Here is a 21205-nt window from a genome sequence, read left to right as displayed (position 1 = left end):
ATTAGACGGAGATTGTTTCGGAACCGGCTAATTCACCACCGTTTTGTCGAACGGTACATTGCCGCTCGTCGCAGCATCTCAGCCCTCGGTTACGGCGTTGCGTGCAAAAAATCCGAGCATCAATGTCGCATCGGGCATCGGGCACCGTATCAGTAGCACTTCATCCCTTGCGGAGAACCTTGTTCATTTGCTTTGCCCGTCATTCATCTTGGTACCCATACAGCACAAATACGAGAGCTCGATCGACTTTTACCCACCGCAAAACTTGACGGCACTTAACGTTCGTTCGGCTACTCAGAAATGTGGTGACATCGGTTGCGGGGCCAGCATTGGCCGCCGACGTTCCGCGCTGCTGACCGAATGAAACCTGTGTCGATCTGGTGCGGCTTGGGGGAGGGCGCCGATATCCGAGCTGCAAGGAACGTATCGTTGAAAAACCCCGTCAACCAACTTGTCACCGCTCTTGTCGGGACAGTTCTCATGCTGCTTCCCTTGCGCAGTGCCGTCGCCAATCAGCCTGAAGCGCCTGCTCTCACCGTTTCTCTGGTGACGCCGACGCAGCGGGAGTGGCCCGAGACAGTTCCTGCAAGCGGCTGGCTGAAACCTTGGCAGGAAGCGATCATCGCCTCGGAAACGAGTGGCCTTCGCGTAACCGACATTTTGGTTGATGTCGGATCTGTTGTGACAAAAGGGCAGACACTTGTCCGGCTTTCCCAGGATAGCGTACTGGCTGATCTTCGAAAGCAGGAGGCGGCAGTTGAAACCGCGAGGGCAAATCTGGCGAAGGCCAAGGCCAATGCGGATCGAGCCCGGAAGCTTCGGTCTTCGGGCACCCTTTCCGACGAAAAGATAGCCGAACGACTGACCGATGAGGAGACGGCGACGGCGAGCGTTGCCTCGGAAAAGGCGGCTCTCGAAGGTCAAAAAATCAAGCTCAGTCAAACAATCATCACAGCCGCTGACGACGGCCTTATAACCTCGCGTTCGGCGGAACTGGGCGCGGTTGTCTCCTCTGGCACCGAGCTGTTCCGCCTGATCCGCCAGCAGCGCGTCGAGTGGCAAGCTGAAGTTTCGGCGCGCTACCTTTCCCGCATCGCGGAAGGTTTGAACGTCGAGATCAACGGGCCGGATAACCGCCCCATCCAGGCCAAGGTGCGGCTTGTTGGGCCCTCGGTCAGCACCAATACGAGCCGGGCGATCGTCTATGTCGCGCTTCCCGTCGACGCCCATCCGCGCACCGGCCTTTACGTAACCGGCAGCATCGAACTCCGGACGACTCCGGCCCTTACGGTTCCCGAGACGGCAATCGCGTTCCGCGACGGGATGAACTACGTCTTTACTACCGACAAGGACAATCGGGTGCGAAAGGTGCGGGTTGAGACGGGTCGCCGCAACAACGGTGAAGTCGAGATCGTCTCCGGAATAGGGCGGTCGAAGGTTGTAACGTCAGGCGGGGCGTTTCTGTCGGACAACGCGCTCGTGAAAATTGCGGGAGAAGACTGATGAATTTCTCCGCATGGTCGATCCACAATCCCGTACCGGCGATACTGCTGTTCGCGATGCTTACCGTCGGGGGACTGTTGGCATTCAAACACCTGCCGGTACAAAACTTCCCCGATATGGACCTCCCTACCATCAGCATAGTCGCCACGCTCGATGGCGCGGCGCCAACGCAGCTTGAGACGGAGGTTGCCCGCGTCATAGAAGACAATCTCGCCTCGCTGAGCCATCTCGACCACATCATCACAAAGGTAACCAGCGGGAGCGTTTCGATCAAAGCCTCCTTCAAGCTTGAGAAGAACAGCGAAGAGGCTCTAAACGAAGTCCGTAACGCGGTGGACAGTGCAAAGCCCGACTTACCTGCGCAGCTTGAAACGCCAAGCGTCACCAAAGTCACCATCCAGAACGCCGCGCTGGTGACGTATGCGATCCGCTCGACCAGCCTCAATGAAACTGAGCTCTCCTGGTTCGTCGACAACGACATGACCAAGGCACTCCTGTCGTCGCCCGGCGTTGGGCAGGTCAGCCGAGTAGGCGGGATCGACCGCGAGGTCCATGTTGACCTCGACCCGGCAACGATGGCTTCGCTCGGGCTCACGGCAGCCACGGTGTCGGCACAGCTGAAGTCGGTTCAGGCGGACACGTCGGGTGGCCTTGGCGAAGTTGGCGGCACCCGCCAGACGTTGCGCACGCTCGGCGCGGTGGCGTCGGTCGACGAGCTGAAAGCGCTCCGAATTCCCCTGGCCAACGGGCAGCAGCTTCGCCTCGATGATGTTGCTGCCGTCGAGGACAGCTTCGCCGACCGGACCTCGATGGCATATCTCGACGGCCAGCCCGTGATTGCGGTCGAGATCAAACGCTCAAACGGGTTCTCGGATACCGGTGTCGCTGCCGACGTCAAAACGGCGATGGAGCGATTTGCAGCCGCGCATCCTGATGTGCAGATCGAGGAGGCCTACAGTACTGTCGGGCCCATCCTCGACAACTATAACGGCTCGATGGAGATGCTGCTCGAGGGGGCAATCCTCGCAGTTGTCGTTGTTTGGCTCTTCCTTCGGGACTGGCGCGCGACAATCTTGTCGGCTGTGGCACTGCCGTTGTCGGTCATACCGACTTTTCTCGTGATGTACCTGGCCGGTTTCAGCCTGAATATCGTGACCCTTCTTGCACTGTCGCTCGTGGTTGGCATCCTCGTCGACGATGCCATTGTCGAGATCGAGAACATCGCCCGCCACCTCAAGATGGGCAAGCGACCGATCGATGCTGCGCTTGAAGCCGCCAACGAAATCGGATTGGCGGTCATCGCTACCACATTTACACTGGTCGCGGTCTTCCTGCCGACGGCATTCATGAGCGGCATACCGGGCCTTCTCTTCCGCCAGTTCGGCGTCACCGTGGCGGTCGCGGTCGTCGCCTCGCTCGTCGTCGCTCGTCTGCTGACGCCCATGATGGCGGCGTATCTTATGAAGGCCCATCCGACCGAGGAAAAGGATGGTCGCATCATGCGTGCCTATGTGGCAACGGTGAAGGCATCCCTGACGCACAGGAAAACAACGGTGCTCGTAACTGCTGTCGTCGTCGGGCTTTCGCTCTCGACCATCCCCTTCCTGAAATCGGGCTTCCTGCCTGCTGCCGATAATGCGCGCACCCAGATTACGCTGACCCTGCAGCCTGGCGTGACCTTGGAGCAGACGGAGGCAGTGACGAAGCAGGCAGCAGACATCGTCGGCAAGCTTGCCGATGTGATGCGTGTCTTCTCATCGGTCGGTTCGGCATCGTCGGGCGGCGGTCCTGGTGTCACCACCACGAGCAATGTCGCGACCGCCACGCTTGTCGTAACGCTGACGCTGATCGGCGAGCGAGACCGCAAACAGTCAGAAATCGAAAATGACATCCGGCAGGCTCTTTCTGTCCTCCCCGGCGTTCGTGTCGAGGTCGGCGGCGGTGCCAACGGAACGAAACTGGATATTACCATCGCCAGTGATCAATCCAGCGTCCTTGATGGCGCAAGCACAGCGCTCGAGGAGCAACTCCGAACCCTGGAAGGCATCGGAGCAGTGACGTCGAGCGCGTCGAGGCAGGCCCCCGAGATTCAGATCACCCCCGATTTTGCACGCGCGGCCGCGCTTGGGGTGACGTCGAGCGCTATCGCCGAGGCGGTACGTGTTGCGACAGGCGGTGAATATTCTTCAGCCCTGCCAAAACTCAATCTGTCGCAGCGCCAAATTCCGATCGTTGTCCGATTCGCTCCGGAAACACGCAGAACTCTAAATGACATCATGAACATGCGGGTAGCGGGAACAAACGGCAGCGTCGACCTCGGATCGATTGCCGATATCCGGATCGGCGGCAGTCCTTCCCAGATCGACCGCATCGATCGAATGCGCAATGTCACTATTTCCGTCGAGCTTAACGGCCGCATTCTGGGCGACGTCAACAGCGAGGCAAGAGCATTGCCGGCTCTCCGGAACCTGCCGGTGGGGGTCACCCTCGTGGAACAAGGTGAACTCCAGCGCAGCTCAGAATTGTTCGAGAGCTTCAGTCTTGCCATGGCAATCGGCGTGTTCTGTATCTACGCGGTTCTCGTTCTGCTTTTCCATGATTTCCTGCAACCACTGACCATTCTGATGGCACTTCCGCTCTCGCTCGGCGGCGCACTGCTTCCACTGGTGGTGAGCGGTACCAGCTTCTCGATGTCGGTCGTCATCGGACTGCTCATGCTTATGTTTATCTTATTCGTGCTCGCGTTTTCCTGGGTTTGGCTGCCGAAGGTGATGGGTGGGATCAATTGATCCCTCCCTCCGAAAACCTGATTACGGCAGCCTCTCGGCGATATCGCTTTGAGCCGAGTGAAACTGCGGGGACGGAACCAATAACGGGTCTGTCGCCAAGGGCTGCAGTCGATCGCATCGCGGGTCGTGTCTCCAGCCCTGGAAAATATGGCAGCGGGTCGGACCAGTCTCCGATCCCCGGAAATGAGGGCGCAAAACATACACCCGCGCAAGCGGCCAAGTGCCGCCCGCGCATCCTGACCGCGCTTGGACGGTGGTCTGGGGATGGACCGGCGCGAACGGCCGTATTTTTGAAGCCGAGCCTGATACGAGCACTTGTGGCGCTTGTCACGATCGTCTTCATCTTGTCCGGATGCACGGAGACGCTGGACAGGGCCCTTGACGCCAAGGAAGCAGACAAGGCTTCCATTACTGGCTATGGGGAGATCAGGACCTATCTTGACGCCCGGCTCGATGAAGTTCCAAGAGATGTCCGTAACTGGGAGCCGGCTGCCAGACGGGGAAGTCTCGATATTCTCATGATCTCAGGCGGCGGTGCGGGGGGCGCGTTCAGCGTCGGTGTGCTGGCGGCGTGGAGCGAGGCAAAGACTCGCCCTCAATTCGACGTCGTCACCGGCGTGAGCACGGGAGCCTTGATCGCGCCCTACGCATTCCTCGGGTCGGCCTATGACGACACCTTGGTGCATCTCTACACGAGTGGCGTTGCCGAAGACCTTGTGCGAAGCAGGCGCGCCGGCGGACTGTTTGGGCCAAGCTTGCTGCGAGCCGATCCATTGAGACAAATGGTCGAGCGTTACATCACGCCTGCGATCCTGAAGCAGGTGGCTGGCGAACACAGAAAGGGCCGTCGCCTCCTTGTCCTGACGACCAATCTTGATACTCAACGTGCCGTCGTCTGGAACATGGGTGCTATCGCCAACAGTGGCCGCCCCGATGCGCTAAAGCTGTTCCAGGACATTGTGATAGCGTCGGCAAGCATCCCGGGCATTTTTCCCGCAGTCATGATCAACGCCGAGTCGGAAGGGCGCCACTTTCAGGAAATGCATTCCGATGGTGGATCCGCCTCGCAGGTACTCATGCTTCCGCAGGCTATTCTAACAAGCAGCATCCGTCTGGTGGCAACGAAACAACAAACCGTGAATTTCTATGTGATCGTCAATAACGCACTTATCCCCGAATTTTCCGCCACACCAAACAAAACCCTCTCGGTGATCCCAAGAGCATACACAATCTTCCTCAAGGCGCACACCCAGAGCGCGCTGACGGCCCTCTATAACTATTCCAGATTGACCGGAGCCCGCTTTCATCTTGCATCGATCAATACTCAGGTTCCCTATACGAACTCCGATCCGTTCAATAATGGCTACATGCGGGCCGTTTATAACCTCGGATACGCTGAAACTGCCGGTGGGATTGTGTGGAAAGACAGCCCCGATTTCCGCTGAATCTCGAATATCGCACATTCTGGTGGCGTCAATTTCCTAGAACTGGGAGACCGTTCCAATGCCTCGTCTTGGTGTTGAATGTGAGCGCGTTGTGTGCGGCGGCAAGAAGGAGCGAAAGTAAATGGAGGAAGCCCGTTATGTAGAACCGAATGACTTTTCTATTTATGAATGTGAGCACTGGCGGGTACAGCATTGCTCAGACATAGCCATTCCAGGATATCTGATTCTTGAGCCGGTAATATTGCGTCAATCTCTTTCGGCGCTGGACATTGGAGCGCAATCGAGCCTTGGCCAAATGCTTATCTTATGTGTAAGGGCCGTTGAACAGGCCGTCGAACCAGAACGGGTATATACTGCTTGCTTCAACGAGACGAATTCGGGCGTGCACTTTCATATTTTCCCACGCACACATGATATGAATATATTTGGGGTACGCCCTGATATCGACACTATCGATGGTCCCATGCTTCTGTCGCAGGTCCGACATAAAATGCGCGCTATTCCCGCCTCGGCCGTAGCGAAGAAGGAAATTAAGGAACGGATTATTGCGTTGCGGGCTTTTTTCGCTAACGAAGCTATAGTGGGTGTCTAAGCTATACGCACGTTTCAAAGGTCAGGTTAGCCATCGCTGCAGGGAACGCCAAATTGGTCGCCATTCAATTGGCCAATCATCAGCTGTTCGGATCCGCCACGCGTGGGGAGATCGAAGTCGACAGCATTAGCGCGGCGACAGAAGGTTTGCGAGAGGTTCTCGGGCATGATGAAACCCGCCAAGGTGGCGGGACGTGCGGGATGGCAATGAGAACTATGTCTAGGCTGTAGACCGCAGAATGAACATTGCACGCGGCAGTCGTCTCCAGGCAAGAGCAACAGCTTACGGTGCCTACTTTTTCCTACGCGAACGTAGCGTATGGGCGTAGGATAGCAGCCATGCTGCCTTACTACTCATCGTTCTTTACAGCTTCGAATTCCGCACGTGCCCTTTCCATCGTAGGACGGTGCTTGACCGCCCAAGTGGCGAGAACGCGCAGCGGCTCGATTAGCGAGCGGCCGAGTTCGGTCAACTCATATTCCACCTTCGGCGGGATGGTCGCGTAGGCGGTGCGCGTTACCAGTCCATCTCGTTCGAGTGCGCGCAACGTCAGTGTGAGCATGCGGTGCGAGACGCCGCCGACCTGACGCATGATTTCGTTGAATCGCAGCCGGCCATTTGAGAGCGCGCCGACAACCATGACTGTCCATTTGTCACCGATGCGGTCCAATATTTGGCCGACCGCGCGGCAATCATCGGGGTGATGCTCAACAAAGGCATGTTTTGTCTTATCCGATACGTCCATGGTCATTGCTAAACCTTCGAACCGTTGAGTCAGGAACACAAATGTTCCTGACGCACATCTGTGTGCATTCTTGTGCTCTTACCCGATATCGATCATATCGTCACTTACTTTTTGTTCGTGGATCGGAAGGGGGCATTCCAAATGAAAATCGGTGTGAGTGGCGCGAGTGGCAAGCTGGGCGGAACGGTCGTTGCGGAACTGATTGCGCGAGGCCGTGGCCGCGATGTGGTCGCGATATCGCGTTCGCCCGAAAGCCTCAGAGCAACGTGCGAGGCGCGGCATGGCGACTATGACCAACCTCGAACGCTCGTGAAAGCCTATGCGGGCCTTGACAGACTCCTGATCATTCCAAGTGCCGACTTGCGCCCGGGCGTGCGCGGCGCCCAACTCAAAAACGCCATCAATGCTGCCCTCGGAGCCGGTGTCGCGCATATCTTCCTGATCTCAGCAGCGGGCACGCACGAGGAAGCCGACCCGAGCCTCGGTGCGGCATATTGGACTGGGGAGCAGCACCTCATCAAGACCGCGCCGCGATGGACAATCCTGCGGATGAGCTACTATGCCGAGAGCATGGCTGACGAGATCAAGATATCTCAGGGCCAGGGCGTGCTCGCGGGCTTGGGAGATGAGCGCGTTTCCTACGTTTCGCGCAACGATCTGGCCGCCGCGGCGGCCGGCGCGTTGATGGGGCATTACCACGAAGGTGCGATCTACACCGCCACGGGGCCTGCCGCCGTCACAGGGCCCGAACGGGCTGAGATCGTTTCGGAGTTGCTGGGCAATCCGATCGCCTTTGCCGTCATCACAGAGGAACAATTCCGCGCCGGGCTTTCACAGTCGGGGCTTCCCGACCTCATCATTGAGGCGTTCGTCGAGATCAAGCACACCTTCGTCAAAGGCAAGTTCGATATTGTGACCGGCGATGTCCAACGTCTCTCCGGTCGTTCTCCGAAATCCTTGCGCGACATCCTCGCGCAGCAACTGGTCCAAAAGAGGTTTTATTAGAGATGATCAGAACATATGCATACTGGATAAGCACAGCGCTTCTGTGCCTGCTCTACATTGCTTCGGTGACGATGTACCTGACGATGGGGGATCAGGTGCGCCAGTCGCTCGTTGGGCTGGGCTATCCCGCGTACCTCCGGGAAGTTCTCATCACCGTCAAAATCCTGGGTGTCGTGGCGATCCTGTCACGCGTCAGTGTTCCTCTCAGCGACCTCGCCTATGCAGGGATGTTCTACCACCTTCTGCTCGCCTTCTCGGCCCATATCGCCGCTGGTGACGGCGGGTTCATGCCCGCAATTCTGGGGATCTTTGCGCTAACCGTCTCGTTCCTCACGCAGAACGCGGCGCGGGCGACGAAATCGCCTTATCCACGAACGATTGGAACGTAGATGCACACTCTCATCACTCCAAAGAGCTTAGTTCCGTCGATTCCTCCCATTGTCTCGCGTCTCGCTTCTGGCGGGCTCGATCCGGTTCTGGCCCCTCGGCTGGTCGTGAATCACTCCGGGACCGCCCGAGAGAATATTGCCGCCCATGCGATGATGTCCGCTGCGCCCCAGGCCTTTACAGGCTTGGGACATGCCCCCTTAATCCAATGCCCAGGCACGCTATTGGCCTGAAACACGTCTTCCTACCAAGGTATGCTCACAGGTGTTCTCCTGATGAGATCAGCTAGACCGAGGTGTGTCTTTAAGTCTTTGAGGCAGGGAACCCTTGCTGTGATCCTCCTCTTGAGCATCGCGATTGAAGTCACTGTGACACGTTCAGCGTTCGCTTCAATCCACAACCCGACCGGAAAACTCTTCCAGTTCCCCGCCACGACATTCCATCTCACCCGTAACAGCCGCAATGCAGATGTGGACCAAGATTGCCCATCTTCAGGTAGCCTTTTCGCAGATCTCGTGCCGTACCTTGACGAGGGGCCGATAAGTTTAAAGCGCCGTATGAGCGGGGATCATCGCTCATTTGCCCGTTCTGAGTTCGGCACCCAGTCTGGCATTGTCGGAATAGACAACGCCGATCGCGATCTATTGAGCGGGAGAGTGTGCCGCCCGCCGACCTGGCCTGACCTCAAAAAAATTCGATCGGATGACGGGGGAAACACGCGGGGCGGCGCGTATAAGCTGCAAGAGCCGAGAAAAGCGAGCAGTGCACATGCGGGCACGAGAATTGGCGGCGCCATGGCAGGGGATAGAATTTGGATGGGTCGCGCTCGTATTCTTAATCAAGCGGAGTCTGGGGAGGAGCATGGTCGAACCCCGGGCCTATAATCAAACTGCTGATGGCGAGCTTCTATATTGGTCTGCGCAGGGAGACCGGAGAGCCTTCGACGAAATTGTCATGCGTCACGGTTCGTTTGCCCTGAGTGTGGCAAGCCGTCTGACTTTGAATACTCGTGATGCTGAGGACGTGGCCCAGGATGCGATGGTTAAGTTATGGCATCAGGCCGGTCGCTTTGATCCAGAACGGGCCCGCCTGAGAACATGGCTCTACCAGATCATCGCCAATCTCTGTATCGATCGGCGCCGTCGCAAAGAGGCGGTATCGCTTCCTGATAACTTCGACGCTATCGATCCTGGCGCATTGGCGGATGAAATATTGGCAAAAGCCGAGCGCGATGCTGCCGTGGCCACGGCTCTTCGTGCGTTGCCCCCACGTCAGCAGGCCGCGATGATGCTCGTTTACGAAAAAGGGGTTTCTGGCGCGGAAGCGGGGCGTATTCTTGGATTGTCAGCCAAAGCAATAGAGCGTCTGCTTGCACGCGCGAGAACCACTTTGCGTGAATGGTTGCTGGCAGAGCATGATAAGCAGGGAGAATAGATATGTTGTCGATCGAACGTTTTACGTCACTGGCGCGAAGTTACGGGGCGAACTTTGATCTGTGGCCCATCGGGGTACGAAGCGATGCGCTGGCTCTGCTGGAAACCTCCAAAGAGGCTCAAGCTGTTCTTGCCGAGGAGTGCGAACTTGATGACGCGATCAGTGCCGCGCCGTGGCATCGGGAAACCTCCTTGTGGCCAGCTGACGAGCGAAACGCTGCCTTGTTGCGCTTGAGAACGAACGTCGCTGCGCGCATAGCGGTTAAGCAATCTGGGCCTTTCCGATTGCCCGGACGTTTTTTTGCGTATGTTCGTGGGCTTTGGCCGGATCTGAATTGGCTGGGGGTTGCCTCTAGCAGTGGAATCGCGGTCGTTGCAGGTCTTTTCATCGGGATGCATTTTCCGAACGTACCCGCCTCCAATGATCTGGTCTCAACCCTTCAGGTCGCGTCAATCCCTATTTTCATGGAATGAGCAGGAACATGGTTCACGAACAGGCAGGCAGACAAAAATGGCTGCGAATTACCCTCGGTGTGTCACTCGCGTTGAATATGTTCCTTGTCGCTTTTTGGGGAGGGCAAATGCTGCGTTCAACACCAAGTGTTCCCAGTGGTGATGATCCTCTAGTCCGCATACTGGCTGTTGCCGAAGCAAACCTACCTCCTTCGGATGCCAAACTGTTCCGCGAGACTCTCCTCAAGGAAGAACCGCGATACGCGCAAACCGTAAAGAAACTCGTCCAGGCTCGGCAAGAAATGCTGAAGCAGGTCTCCGCAGATCCATATGATCCAGTTGCAACCCTCATCGCACTTAACGCAACGCAGAGTGCCTGGACGGAGTTCATGGATGCAATCGGTCGTCCATTGGTTGATGCGGTCGGCGTCGTTTCACCAGAAGGCAGGCGCAGGGTGGTTGCCGATCAAAAGGCAAAGGGGATAATGCGCGTGCCTTAACTAATTGCGGTCGAGCGCGGGACCAACCCGGAACGCGATCGAATTTTATTGTTCATTTCATGTCTACGAGATTGGCGAATGCTGGCTCGGGGGATCGAACCCTGTGGTGCCGCATGCGTCACAGATTTACACTATACCTCGATGAATAGGCCTGCACCCTGGGAACGTCGATCGAAGACCTTCGCGCCTTCGGCACGCTTGCAAAATTGCACGTAGCTTGTTTCGGAACCGGCCAATCCTCCCCTGTTTTGTCGAGCGGTACATTTCCGTTCGTCGCAACATCTCAGCCCTTCAGCCCCTAATTAACGACGGTGCGTGCAAAAAATCCGACCATCCATGTCGCATCGGGCATCGGGCACCGTATCAGTAGCACTTCATCAATTCCGGAGAACTGCTGATGTTTTCAAAATTTGCCCTGGGGTTACTTCTGAGCATGTCTGGCCCTGTTGCTGGAATGGCTCACGAGCAAGCTTCCAAAATTCCATGGGAGACAACCCCAGGGGTGCAGGAGCCCGCAGAGGAGTTTTGTCTCTCGACCGAAGACGGAAAGCGGAATGTTGTCTGCGTAACGCTCCAAGCTGACGAGGACGGATACGAGTTGTGCATGTCCGACGAGGTCGCTGCGACCAACAGATGTGTCAGCAGCTACCGCTTTGACGACCCCGACGACTCCGAGGGTGAAGGCTTGGAGGAAGATCGTTGGAGCGTCATCAACCTTTAAATACCTGAGCGAATTGACCTCATCCGTCGCGTTTCCCAACGCTTAGGCTCGGAAAGTCTCGACCACCTCAAAAGGAAAAAGTTATGAACAAAACGCGTATTTGGTTTATGCGCCGCACCATCTTGAGTGCATGTGCAGCGATCTTGATGGCCGTGATGTCAGGCCCGGCTTTGGCGGCAACAAGAGGAGCCACGGTCACTAGCGTCAATCTGAGGGCCGGGCCTGGAACATGGTATCCCGTGGTAACCGCGATGCCGCCAAGTGCAGCTCTTACCATTTATGGGTGCCTCGACGCAGCGTCCTGGTGCGATGTGTCGTGGGGTGGCGCACGCGGCTGGGTCTCCTCGAACTATGTCAGCGTCTACTATCAGGGTCAAACGGTCGCCATATCACCGGCGCTCATTCCGGTGATCGGTTTGACTGTTGTCGCGTTCAACCAAGCCTACTGGAACAACCACTATGCGAGCCAGCCATGGCATGGGCAGTGGAACGGCTATTATGCCCGGACTGGCGGAGCTGCGCGGGGAGGGTGCGTAGGCCCCGCCTGCGGTGGTTCTGGCGTCGTGCGCGGTCCTAACGGTGGCGGTGCGGCCGCACGGGGATTTTGCGGACCGGAACAGTGCGCCGGTGGTGCCGTCATGCGGCAGCCCGGTGGCGGGCTCCAGTTTCGCGGGGGCGTCAGGGAACGTTGAAGCGAACCTTTTAGGGACGCCGGATCGAAGGAAACGTACGCCGTTTCCGTTCAAATCCGGACCGTCAGCCATGACCTAGGGGAGGCTGAGGCGGATCACCGCCTCGGCATCTTCGGTCAAAAAAGGTGAGGACCAGCCTGCCGGTGCAGAAACACCGCGACAACGGGCCATGCACAGGGGATCAACTTTGGATAATCGCGCAAATAGTCGCCCCCCGATTTCCGGTCCGTCCCAGGCTGCTCGGAAGAGGCCTTCCGGTACCCTGTCGATGTGGGTGCGCGGTCTGGCGACTTGGGTGATGGCGCTCACCGTCACCGCCTGTGCAACCACGCCGCCACCGTCTCAAGCGCTGTCTTCGTCGGCGTTTCTACGCCCGACCTCGGACAAGAAGAGGCCTTACGCGTACCATCGGCCGGATGCGAATTTCGCAGCCTACAGTCGCGCCATTATTCCTCCCACGACGATCTACGCAGGGCCAGACGCACAGTTTGGCAAGATGTCCGCCGCCGATAAGCAGGCACTCGCCAGCTACATGCATCAGGAATTCTCCAAGGTTCTTGGCCGACCCTTTCAGCCCGTCGCGCAGTCGGGGCCAGGCACGTTACGCGTCAGGCTAACCCTGACCGGTGCGGAAGCAAGCACACCGGTGCTGTCCACCGTCTCGCATGTTTTCCCGGGTGGGCTCGTTGTCAATGCCGGCGCGCAGGCCACTGGCGGCCGTGGCACGTTCTCAGGCTGGGTGTCTTATGCTGTCGAGATCGAGGATGCCGAGACCGGCACCCTGCTCTACGCCCATGTTGCAAGCAGGAGCGCCAACGCGCTCGACATCACCGCCAACTTCCGGGGGCTCGACGCGGCGAGGGCCGGAGTACGCTCAGCGGCAGACCAGCTGGGCAAAGAACTGGCCGGCAGCACCAGATAGCTGCGGGCGCCAATTTGCCTTTCGCGGGTGGGCTAGAGACTGCCGGCTCGAAGCCGGCACCGACAATCACAAGGAGTTCAGGCTTTGACGGGAAGTTATTCAAGAAGCGACGACCGCAGAATGCAGGCAGGCATATCCAACCCATCGCTGGGGGCCGATCCTTGGCGCTGGGTGATATAGACAACGCCGTCGCTGCCTGGTCGGCGATCGTAATGGCCCAGCGGCCCAAAGACGTTAAGCGGCACGGTCACAAACTAACTTGTGCACAAGAGGGAACCCAACATGGTTCGCAAATACATCTACTGGATTAGCACAACGGTGCTGTGCGCAGTTTACCCTATTGCGACGGTCTTCTATATGACGCAAGCCGACACCTTGAGCCAGGCTGACGGGGCATTGGTCTACCCGGCGTATCTCCTGACAATCTTGACTATGGTGAAGCTTGTGGGTCCCGCGATGATCCTCGCGCGCGTCAGTGTCTTCCTCAGTGACCTCGCCTATGTCGGCATGCTCTACTATGTGTTGCTGGCTCTCTCGGCGCATCTCGTCGCCGCCGAATACGCCGGCGCGGTCCAGTCCGTCGTCGGACTGGCGGCGCTTGTTGCGTCCTTCGTCACCCAAAATGCAGCCCGCAAGAAAAAGTCGCCTTACTCACCGGAGGGTGCGGCGTGCTTCGGCGCGTCTTGAAATGGCGAGGTTCGTGGATGCGGGCCTCAACCCGATCGCCCCCCAGCCGGAACTATCCTTCGACCGCGTCGATGCCGGCTCCGCCCTACACATTTCAGAACTCACACCCGAGGGTTCGAACACTAAGAGAAGCGCATTCATGGTCCTACTAACGCGCATCAGTCCGGCGATATCGCTCGCACTGCTAATAGCTTGCGCTCCCGCAGAACAGCCTGTGCCCAAGGAGGCGCGGTACGTCGAGACGATCGTCATTGAGGCAACGGAAGTTTCCGGTACCACCTCGACCTCCGGCAAAATCAGCGCACGCATCCAGGCCGACCTTTCCTTTCGGGTCGGCGGACGAATTGCGGAGCGGATGGTGGACGTCGGCGACCACGTGAAGGCGGGGCAGGTTCTCGCGCGTATCGATGACAAAGAGCAAAAGGCCGATCTGCAGGTGGCTTTGGCAAACCTCCGGTCCGCACAGGCGCAGAGGACCCAGGCACAACAGTCGTATACCCGTCAGCAAAGCCTGATCGCTACTTCCGTGACGACTCAGGCCGCAGTCGATAGCGCGCGTGAGGCCCTTCTCACCGCACAGGCCACCGTCCGGTCGGCGGAGGCCCAGGTGGATACAGCGGAGGACACATTGCAGCAAACGGTCCTGAAATCAGTGGCCGACGGCATCATCACGGCTCGCAACGCTGAGGTCGGTCAGGTCGTGCAAGCTGCTCAAGCAATTGTTTCGCTCGCCTATGACGGCCCGCGGGATGCCGTTATCAATATTGATGAGGCCGCTTTGCTCGGTCGCGGGGTCGAAAACGTGGCTGAGGTCAGGCTTCTGTCCGGCGGCGGGACGTACAAAGCAAGAGTGCGCGAGGTCTCACCCAGCCTTGACACGACGACGGGAACCATCCGGGTCAAGCTTGGTCTTGAAGGCGGGCTTGACGCACCGCTCGGCAGCAGCGTCGTCGTGACTGCCAGACACAAGCCACAAACGGTGATCGAGCTGCCCTGGTCGTCCATGGCGTCCTCCGATGGACGTCCCGCCGTCTGGCTTGTCGACCCAAACACCCGAGCGGTGTCACTTTATCCCGTAGGTGTTACCAGCTACGCCGTCGAACGATTTTCAGTGGGATCTGGTCTGAACGCAAACGACGTGGTTGTTTCCAACGGCACCAAGTTTCTGAGTGACGGCGACGTCGTGACTTTCGAAGGAGCCGCGCCATGAAGAGAGTTCTTCAGCTATCGGTGCTGCTTTCGACCCTGGCGCTTTTGCCCGCGTGCCAGAAGGAAGAAGAATCCGCAACTGTGCAACCGCGACCCGTTCTTTCCCAGATCGCAGAGCCGTCCCCATTGGCGGCGTTCTCGCTGCCGGGGACGGTGGAAGCACGGGTGCAGACCGAGTTCGGTTTCCGCATCCTCGGTCGCATCGTCACCCGCAAGGCGCTGGTCGGCGACTTCGTGAAGAAGGGCGATGTTCTGGCGACTATCGATCCGCTGGCGCTCGAGCTAGCAGTCAGCAGCGCGCAGTCTGACCTCTCCAACAGCCAGGCGCAACTTGTCAACGCGCGCATCAACGAGGGTCGGCAGCGCACCCTGTTCGAGAGGCGAAGCGGGACGAAGGCCACGTTCGAGACCGCGCAACAGGAACGTGAGACCGCCGAAGCCAATGTCCTTAAGGCACAGGCCAATTTGGACAAGGCCAAGGAACAGCTTGGCTACGCGCGCCTTGTTGCTGAATTCGACGGCCTTGTCACCGCAACCTCTGCCGACGTCGGTCAGGTGGTCTCCGCCGGTCAGACTGTCGTCACCCTGGCGCAGCCGGACGAGCGCGATGCCGTACTCGACGTTCCCGAAGCTGCAGGCGTGTTACTGAAGCCTGGAGCGGAATTCGATGTCGCCCTGCAACTCGACCCGGCGATCCACGCCAAGGGGCTGGTCCGCGAAATCGCACCCGAAGCGGAGGACACAACCCGCACGCGGCGGACACGGCTGACCCTCGTCAATCCACCGGAAGCGCTCCGGCTTGGAGCAGTCATCACGGCCAGTACCACGAGTGATGAAACACCGCTCATCCGGCTGCCTTCATCTGCTGTGCGAGTGGACGGAGCAAAAGCTTTTGTCTGGATCATCGACGTGCCGACCGGAAAGGTGTCGTCGCGTCCGATCACGCTCGCCGAGCCGTTGGTCGTGGGTGGCACTGTGACTGTAACCGAAGGAATCAACCCCGGCGACCGCGTCGTCACCGCCGGCGTCAACACACTTGAAGACGGTCAGACCGTCCGTATCGATCAGGAGTCCGTGATTTGAAACCTTTCAACCTCTCGGAGTGGGCGCTCGAGCACCGCTCGCTCGTCTGGTACTTCATGATCGTCTTTAGTCTTGCTGGCGCCTTTTCCTACTTGAATCTCGGCCGCGAGGAAGACCCGAATTTCACCGTCAAGACGATGATCATCAATGTGCGGTGGCCCGGTGCATCCGCAGAAGAGGTCACGCGGCAGGTCACCGACAGGATCGAGAAGAAGCTCGAGGAGCTCGACGCTCTCGACTTCACACGCAGCGAGACGATCGCAGGACAGGCGACGGTCTACGTCGACCTTCTACCGACCACCAAGGCGAAGGATGTGGCAGGCAACTGGGTGCGCGTCCGCAATATGATCGACGACATCAAGGGCGACTTCCCGAGTGGTGTATTGGGTCCGTTCTTCAACGACAGCTTCGGCGATGTGTATGGCAACGTTTTCGCGTTCACCTCTGACGGCCTGACGCAGCGGCAGCTGAGGGACCTTGTGGAAGACACTCGCGTGAAACTGCTGAACGTCCCCAACGCCGGCAAGATCAACATTATTGGAGCGCAGGACGAGGTCGTGTATCTTGAATTCTCGACCCGCAGAATCGCCGCGCTTGGCATCGATCAGCAGTCCGTCATCGAGACGCTGCAGGCGCAGAACGCCGTGGCCCAGTCCGGCTTCGTCGACGCAGGGCCCGAACGGATCGCAATTCGGGTTAGCGGCCAATTCACGTCGGAGGACAGTCTCAAGGCGATCAATCTTCGGGTCAACGACCGCTTTTTCCCATTGACCGACATTGCAACGATAAAGCGGGGCTACGTCGATCCACCGACGTCGCTGTTTCGCTTCAAGGGCGAGCCGGCGATCGGCCTTGCAGTCGGCATGACCCCCGGTGCCAATCTCACGACGTTTGGTGAGGCGCTGGACGAGGCGATGACGCGCGTCGTCGCCGATCTCCCGATCGGCGTGACGGTCGAACGGGTTTCCGACCAGCCGGCTGTCGTGGAAGAAGCGGTTTCCGGCTTTACCCGAGCCCTGTTCGAAGCCATCGCAATCGTTCTCGCGATCAGCTTCATCAGCCTTGGCGTTCGGGCCGGTCTCGTGGTGGCGATTTCGATTCCGCTCGTTCTGGCCATCACCTTTGTCGTCATGGAATACACTGGCATTTCACTGCAGCGCATCTCGCTGGGCGCGTTGATCATCGCGCTCGGACTTCTCGTGGACGATGCTATGATCGCGGTCGAGATGATGGTTGCGCGGCTTGAAGTCGGCGACGATCTGCGCACGGCCGCGACCCATGTGTATACCTCGACCGCATTCCCGATGCTGACGGGAACGCTCGTCACTGTCGCCGGCTTCATCCCGATCGGCCTCAACAGCAGCGCGGCGGGCGAGTTTACCTTCACCCTGTTTGTCGTTATTGCCGTTTCGCTTGTCGTTTCCTGGGTGGTGGCAGTGCTGTTCACCCCCCTACTGGGCGTGACAATCCTGCCGAAGACCATGAAATCGCACTACGACCAGAAGGGCCGCGTTGCGCACGGTTTTGCCTGGATCCTGGGCATTGCCATGCGCTGGCGCTGGATCACGATCATTGCCACAGTGGTTGTCTTCGCACTGTCGCTTGGCGGTCTCGGCCTTGTACAGCAGCAGTTCTTTCCGGCTTCCGACCGCCCGGAACTCATTGTGGACTGGAGCATGCCCCAAAACAGCACGATCGCCGAGACCGACCGGCAGATGGCGAAGTTTGAGCGCGAGAAGCTCGCAGGCAATACCGACATCGACCATTGGTCGACCCATGTCGGCGAAGGTGCGCCACGCTTCATCCTCTCCTACGACGTGCAGACGCCGGCTGTCTGGTTCGGACAGATCGTTATCGTCGCCAAGGATCTCGACTCGCGCGACAGGTTGCGTAAGGATCTTCAGGCCTATCTCGCAAAGACGTTTCCGGGAACCGATGCTTTCGTCAAACTGCTGGACATTGGTCCGCCCGTCGGCAAGCCAGTGCAGTACCGCCTCAGTGGCCCCGACATCCAGAGGGTTCGCGATCTTGCGCTGAAATTCGGCGCGGTGATCAACCGGCAACCGCTACTATCCAACATGACCTATGACTGGAACGAGCCGACGCGTGTCGTGAAGGTGGACGTTCTGCAGGACAAAGCGCGTCAGCTCGGCGTGTCGTCCGAGGATATCGCGAACGTGCTGAACAGTGTCGTCCAAGGGACTTCCATCACCCAGATCCGCGACGACATCTATCTGATCGATGCGATCGGTCGGGCCGAAGACGCCGAGCGTGGATCGATCGAGACGCTGCGCAACCTCCAGCTACCGGGGTCGGACGGCAAATCCGTACCGCTGTCCGCCGTCGCAAAATTCCGCTACGAACTCGAACAACCAAAGATCGCGCGAAGAGACCGCATCCCTACGGTCACCATAAAGGCCGCCGTCATCGGGCCGACACAACCGGCAACCATTGTCGAACAGCTTAAACCTGACGTGCAGAAGTTCACCGACGCCCTTCCAGTGGGTTACAAGGTCGAGGTCGGCGGCTCGGTGGAATCGAGCGCGGACTCGCAGGCACCCATCATCGCCGTTGCGCCGCTTATGCTGTTTACAATGGTGACGATCCTGATGATCCAGCTTCAAAGCTTCAGCCGTCTCTTCCTGGTGTTTGCTGTCGCGCCGACGGCCGTGATCGGGGTGGTCGCGGCGCTCTTGCTGAGCAATGCTCCCTTGGGCTTCGTCGCGATCCTCGGCGTGCTTGCCCTGATTGGCATCCTCATCCGAAACTCGGTTATTCTCGTTGTGCAGATCGAGCATCTGAGGAGCGAGGGCGTCGCGCCGTGGCAGGCTGTCTTCGAAGCAACCGAGCACCGGATGCGCCCGATACTTTTGACGGCGGCCGCTGCCACTCTCGCGCTCATACCGATCTCGCAGGAGGTGTTCTGGGGACCAATGGCTTACGCCATGATGGGAGGGATCGTTGTGGGCACGGTCCTGACGCTCCTATTCCTTCCGGCTCTCTACATCGCCTGGTTCCGGATACCTGCCCATGATGCAGACATGTCAACCGCCTCGGCGTGAACCTTGTACGAATGGGCGCGTTGGAAGCGCCCTGTAAAATCTCAACCAGTTGGATCCATTCATGCCCGTATCGTTTCTTGTCATTCTCAGTCGGTCATCCGGCAGACTTGTGTTTTTAGCGTTCATTGCTTCTTTGTCGGGATGTGCTTCGCGACCGTCAGCGACGGTACTCGAGCCCGTCTCGATACGCCAGAATATGGGCCAGAAGGTCAGTCTCCTCGCCGTCACCAACCGAAACAAGGTCGAAAAGGACGGTGGCTTCGGCAGCAAGTGGGCAGGGAACCTGACATACGAGCGCTACGACTTCTCGGTGCCGCGCGAACGGACGGTCGCGGCCATCACGTACCCGTCCACTACTCCAGACACACGCCGGGATTTTTTAGTCACTGGACGGGATAAACTGACGGAAGCGTCATGGATTGAGGCCGCCAGTAGCGCTGCGACCTCCGATGGCTCCGTCGCTCTTTTCGTTCACGGATATAACTACCGGTATCAGGAAGCCTTGTTCAGGGCGGCACAGATGGCTGCTGATGCAAGCACGTTCAGCCCGCCGATCCTGTTCTCTTGGCCATCCGCAGCAAGCGTGACGGGATACGTCACCGACCGGGATGCGGCACTATATTCAAGGACAGAGCTCGAGCGCGTTCTGACGGTTCTTGCCAAAGCACCAAAGGTCAAGCGCATAATCTTGTTCGGTCACAGCATGGGCGGATTCCTGTCTATGGAAGCGGTGAGACAGCTCAAACTCGAAGGCCGTGACGATATTCTCGGAAAGATTCAAATCGTCTTGGCGGCCCCGGACATCGACGTCGATGTGTTCCGGGCACAGCTCCTCGACATTGGTCGCCTGAAGAGCCCGATTACACTTCTTGTTTCGAAAACTGACCGCGCGTTGTCCATGTCGAGTCTGGTGGGCGGTGAACGACCCCGTGTTGGTCTCGTAGACATAGCCGATCCGCAAATAAGGGATGCGGCAATAAAGGCGAACGTTTCGGTCATCGATATCTCGTCCGTCGAGGCCAACGACGGCCTAGGTCACGACCGGTATGCAGCACTCGCCCGCTTTGGCGGCGAACTTGAAAAAGCCGAAGCGCGAGCACGCAACGGTGGCGCTTTCGTATTCGACGCGGCGGGCGAGGCGGTCGCAAGTCCGTTCCGGCTTGCCGGGCAGATCGCCCGGCAATGATGGACATACGACACCGACGGAGTCGTCGTATTAGCCCTCGACACGGATCATGTCTGCGCCGAACCGGGCAATGGCAGCAACGCGTTCGTCGCGCGGGGATCCTCGCCTTTAAGGTCGAGCCATCCACGAAGGCCTTGATGAAGCGCCCCGGTTTGTCCCGGTTCGTTTGACGCTGTCAATTCCGGCCGTGTGAACCACTTACTACGATGAGCATCGGGCTAGGCTTGACTCGAAGGTGGTCGGGCTGGCAGCCACTCACTCTGTTTGGATTGACGTTTCCTAATTGGACGCCTCTCCTAGGCGGTGAAGGGCTGAGGTCGGCTGGCCAACCGATATCCATTTCGCAAGACAACGCGGCAAGAAGATCTGATCGATTACCATCTGCGCAGCCCCTACGAGGCCCGATCCCTCGGTCTGTTGGACCACAACAATTCCGAGATCGCGGGTTACGAATGGCAGCGAATGACCATAGATAGCTTGGCGCATGGAGGCGAGAAACAGGTCTCCCAAATGTGATAGCGAACCGCCGGCGACGATGACCGCGGGGTTCAATACATTGATGGTCGCACCAAGAGCTCTCCCTATCGTCATACCGGACATTGCAACCAGGCGCTGCGAAGTCTCGTCTCCGTAGCGAACTCCCTCACCGAGGTGGCTGACTTGAAGGGGTGTTCCGTACTCCTGCAGTCGCGCGAAATAGGCACTGTCGCCATTCCTCCCGGCAGCGACCGCGGCTCTAGAGCGTGCTGTTTTTAGACGGCAGCATATCCTGAGTTTCTAAGATAGTTTGC

The 21205-nt window shown here is 58.5% G+C and carries 17 protein-coding genes and 1 pseudogene; 16 read left to right on the top strand and 2 right to left on the bottom strand.

Going from position 1 to position 21205, the window contains the following annotated elements:
- Positions 1 to 360 precede the first annotated feature (360 nt).
- The 4 genes and pseudogenes from C3Y91_RS14690 (at position 361) to C3Y91_RS14675 (ending at position 6329) form a co-directional block, all read left to right on the top strand.
- A complete protein-coding gene (locus tag C3Y91_RS14690; protein ID WP_397511363.1) occupies positions 361 to 1503 on the top strand; it encodes an efflux RND transporter periplasmic adaptor subunit in 1143 nt (380 codons plus the stop codon).
- Positions 1503 to 4235 (top strand): annotated as a pseudogene (locus C3Y91_RS14685) (efflux RND transporter permease subunit); the annotation flags it as partial. The gene C3Y91_RS14690 and the pseudogene C3Y91_RS14685, both read left to right, overlap by 1 nt.
- A gap of 362 nt (positions 4236 to 4597) precedes the next feature.
- The gene (locus C3Y91_RS14680) at positions 4598 to 5737 is read left to right on the top strand and encodes a patatin-like phospholipase family protein (RefSeq protein WP_165410374.1); all 1140 of its coding nucleotides are present in this window, start codon (positions 4598 to 4600) and stop codon (positions 5735 to 5737) included.
- Positions 5738 to 5858: 121 nt separating this feature from the next.
- The gene (locus C3Y91_RS14675) at positions 5859 to 6329 is read left to right on the top strand and encodes an HIT family protein (RefSeq protein WP_130666377.1); all 471 of its coding nucleotides are present in this window, start codon (positions 5859 to 5861) and stop codon (positions 6327 to 6329) included.
- A gap of 349 nt (positions 6330 to 6678) precedes the next feature.
- On the opposite strand, the gene C3Y91_RS14670 is transcribed toward C3Y91_RS14675, so the two are convergent.
- On the bottom strand, positions 6679 to 7080 hold the full coding sequence (locus tag C3Y91_RS14670) for a winged helix-turn-helix transcriptional regulator (protein ID WP_245493641.1): 402 nt from the start codon (positions 7078 to 7080) through the stop codon (positions 6679 to 6681).
- Positions 7081 to 7215: 135 nt separating this feature from the next.
- On the opposite strand from C3Y91_RS14670, the gene C3Y91_RS14665 reads away from it, so the two are divergent.
- The 12 genes from C3Y91_RS14665 (at position 7216) to C3Y91_RS14605 (ending at position 20414) form a co-directional block, all read left to right on the top strand.
- Positions 7216 to 8079, top strand: a complete 864-nt coding sequence (locus tag C3Y91_RS14665; RefSeq protein WP_168575504.1) for an SDR family oxidoreductase — start codon at positions 7216 to 7218, stop codon at positions 8077 to 8079.
- 2 nt (positions 8080 to 8081) lie between these two features.
- The gene (locus tag C3Y91_RS14660; protein WP_130666379.1) at positions 8082 to 8468 is read left to right on the top strand and encodes a DoxX family protein; all 387 of its coding nucleotides are present in this window, start codon (positions 8082 to 8084) and stop codon (positions 8466 to 8468) included.
- A gap of 859 nt (positions 8469 to 9327) precedes the next feature.
- A complete protein-coding gene (locus C3Y91_RS14655; protein WP_245493642.1) occupies positions 9328 to 9900 on the top strand; it encodes a sigma-70 family RNA polymerase sigma factor in 573 nt (190 codons plus the stop codon).
- Positions 9901 to 9902: 2 nt separating this feature from the next.
- Entirely contained in the window at positions 9903 to 10373 is a 471-nt protein-coding gene (locus C3Y91_RS14650; RefSeq protein WP_130666381.1) for a hypothetical protein, read from the top strand.
- 8 nt (positions 10374 to 10381) lie between these two features.
- Positions 10382 to 10852, top strand: coding sequence for a periplasmic heavy metal sensor (locus C3Y91_RS14645; RefSeq protein ID WP_130666382.1), 471 nt, complete (start codon positions 10382 to 10384; stop codon positions 10850 to 10852).
- 804 nt (positions 10853 to 11656) lie between these two features.
- Positions 11657 to 12265, top strand: coding sequence for an SH3 domain-containing protein (locus C3Y91_RS14635; RefSeq protein WP_130666383.1), 609 nt, complete (start codon positions 11657 to 11659; stop codon positions 12263 to 12265).
- 298 nt (positions 12266 to 12563) lie between these two features.
- Complete coding sequence (locus C3Y91_RS14630) at positions 12564 to 13187, top strand: DUF3313 domain-containing protein (RefSeq protein ID WP_245493644.1); 624 nt, start codon at positions 12564 to 12566, stop codon at positions 13185 to 13187.
- 282 nt (positions 13188 to 13469) lie between these two features.
- Positions 13470 to 13874 carry a DoxX family protein gene (locus tag C3Y91_RS14625; protein ID WP_165410370.1) on the top strand — a complete coding sequence of 135 codons (405 nt, stop codon included), beginning with the start codon at positions 13470 to 13472 and terminating at the stop codon, positions 13872 to 13874.
- Between the two features lie 139 nt (positions 13875 to 14013).
- Positions 14014 to 15084 (top strand): efflux RND transporter periplasmic adaptor subunit, encoded by a 1071-nt coding sequence (locus C3Y91_RS14620; protein WP_168575538.1) that lies wholly within the window; start codon positions 14014 to 14016, stop codon positions 15082 to 15084.
- A complete protein-coding gene (locus C3Y91_RS14615; protein WP_130666385.1) occupies positions 15081 to 16166 on the top strand; it encodes an efflux RND transporter periplasmic adaptor subunit in 1086 nt (361 codons plus the stop codon). Before C3Y91_RS14620 ends, C3Y91_RS14615 begins: the two co-directional genes overlap by 4 nt.
- Positions 16163 to 19228, top strand: coding sequence for an efflux RND transporter permease subunit (locus C3Y91_RS14610; RefSeq protein ID WP_130666386.1), 3066 nt, complete (start codon positions 16163 to 16165; stop codon positions 19226 to 19228). The genes C3Y91_RS14615 and C3Y91_RS14610 overlap by 4 nt, the downstream gene beginning before the upstream one ends.
- A gap of 61 nt (positions 19229 to 19289) precedes the next feature.
- On the top strand, positions 19290 to 20414 hold the full coding sequence (locus tag C3Y91_RS14605; protein ID WP_130666387.1) for an alpha/beta hydrolase: 1125 nt from the start codon (positions 19290 to 19292) through the stop codon (positions 20412 to 20414).
- Positions 20415 to 20693: 279 nt separating this feature from the next.
- Here C3Y91_RS14605 and C3Y91_RS14600 read toward each other — a convergent pair whose 3' ends face one another.
- On the bottom strand, positions 20694 to 21182 hold the full coding sequence (locus tag C3Y91_RS14600; protein ID WP_343227734.1) for an ROK family protein: 489 nt from the start codon (positions 21180 to 21182) through the stop codon (positions 20694 to 20696).
- Between the last annotated feature and the right edge of the window lie 23 nt (positions 21183 to 21205).

It is taken from the genome of Rhizobium ruizarguesonis, from assembly GCF_012349115.1.
Classification (GTDB): Bacteria; Pseudomonadota; Alphaproteobacteria; order Rhizobiales; family Rhizobiaceae; genus Rhizobium; species Rhizobium ruizarguesonis.
This window is presented reverse-complemented; position numbering and strand designations above follow the sequence as displayed.

Excerpts from the sequence above, each read along its gene's own strand:
- C3Y91_RS14690 (WP_397511363.1), top strand. The coding sequence starts at position 361 with ATGAAACCTGTGTCGATCTGGTGCGGCTTGGGGGAGGGCGCCGATATC.
- C3Y91_RS14675 (WP_130666377.1), top strand. The coding sequence starts at position 5,859 with ATGGAGGAAGCCCGTTATGTAGAACCGAATGACTTTTCTATTTATGAA.
- C3Y91_RS14670 (WP_245493641.1), bottom strand. The coding sequence starts at position 7,080 with ATGACCATGGACGTATCGGATAAGACAAAACATGCCTTTGTTGAGCAT.
- C3Y91_RS14665 (WP_168575504.1), top strand. The coding sequence starts at position 7,216 with ATGAAAATCGGTGTGAGTGGCGCGAGTGGCAAGCTGGGCGGAACGGTC.
- C3Y91_RS14660 (WP_130666379.1), top strand. The coding sequence starts at position 8,082 with ATGATCAGAACATATGCATACTGGATAAGCACAGCGCTTCTGTGCCTG.
- C3Y91_RS14655 (WP_245493642.1), top strand. The coding sequence starts at position 9,328 with ATGGTCGAACCCCGGGCCTATAATCAAACTGCTGATGGCGAGCTTCTA.
- C3Y91_RS14650 (WP_130666381.1), top strand. The coding sequence starts at position 9,903 with ATGTTGTCGATCGAACGTTTTACGTCACTGGCGCGAAGTTACGGGGCG.
- C3Y91_RS14645 (WP_130666382.1), top strand. The coding sequence starts at position 10,382 with ATGGTTCACGAACAGGCAGGCAGACAAAAATGGCTGCGAATTACCCTC.
- C3Y91_RS14635 (WP_130666383.1), top strand. The coding sequence starts at position 11,657 with ATGAACAAAACGCGTATTTGGTTTATGCGCCGCACCATCTTGAGTGCA.
- C3Y91_RS14630 (WP_245493644.1), top strand. The coding sequence starts at position 12,564 with ATGGCGCTCACCGTCACCGCCTGTGCAACCACGCCGCCACCGTCTCAA.
- C3Y91_RS14625 (WP_165410370.1), top strand. The coding sequence starts at position 13,470 with ATGGTTCGCAAATACATCTACTGGATTAGCACAACGGTGCTGTGCGCA.
- C3Y91_RS14620 (WP_168575538.1), top strand. The coding sequence starts at position 14,014 with ATGGTCCTACTAACGCGCATCAGTCCGGCGATATCGCTCGCACTGCTA.
- C3Y91_RS14615 (WP_130666385.1), top strand. The coding sequence starts at position 15,081 with ATGAAGAGAGTTCTTCAGCTATCGGTGCTGCTTTCGACCCTGGCGCTT.
- C3Y91_RS14605 (WP_130666387.1), top strand. The coding sequence starts at position 19,290 with ATGCCCGTATCGTTTCTTGTCATTCTCAGTCGGTCATCCGGCAGACTT.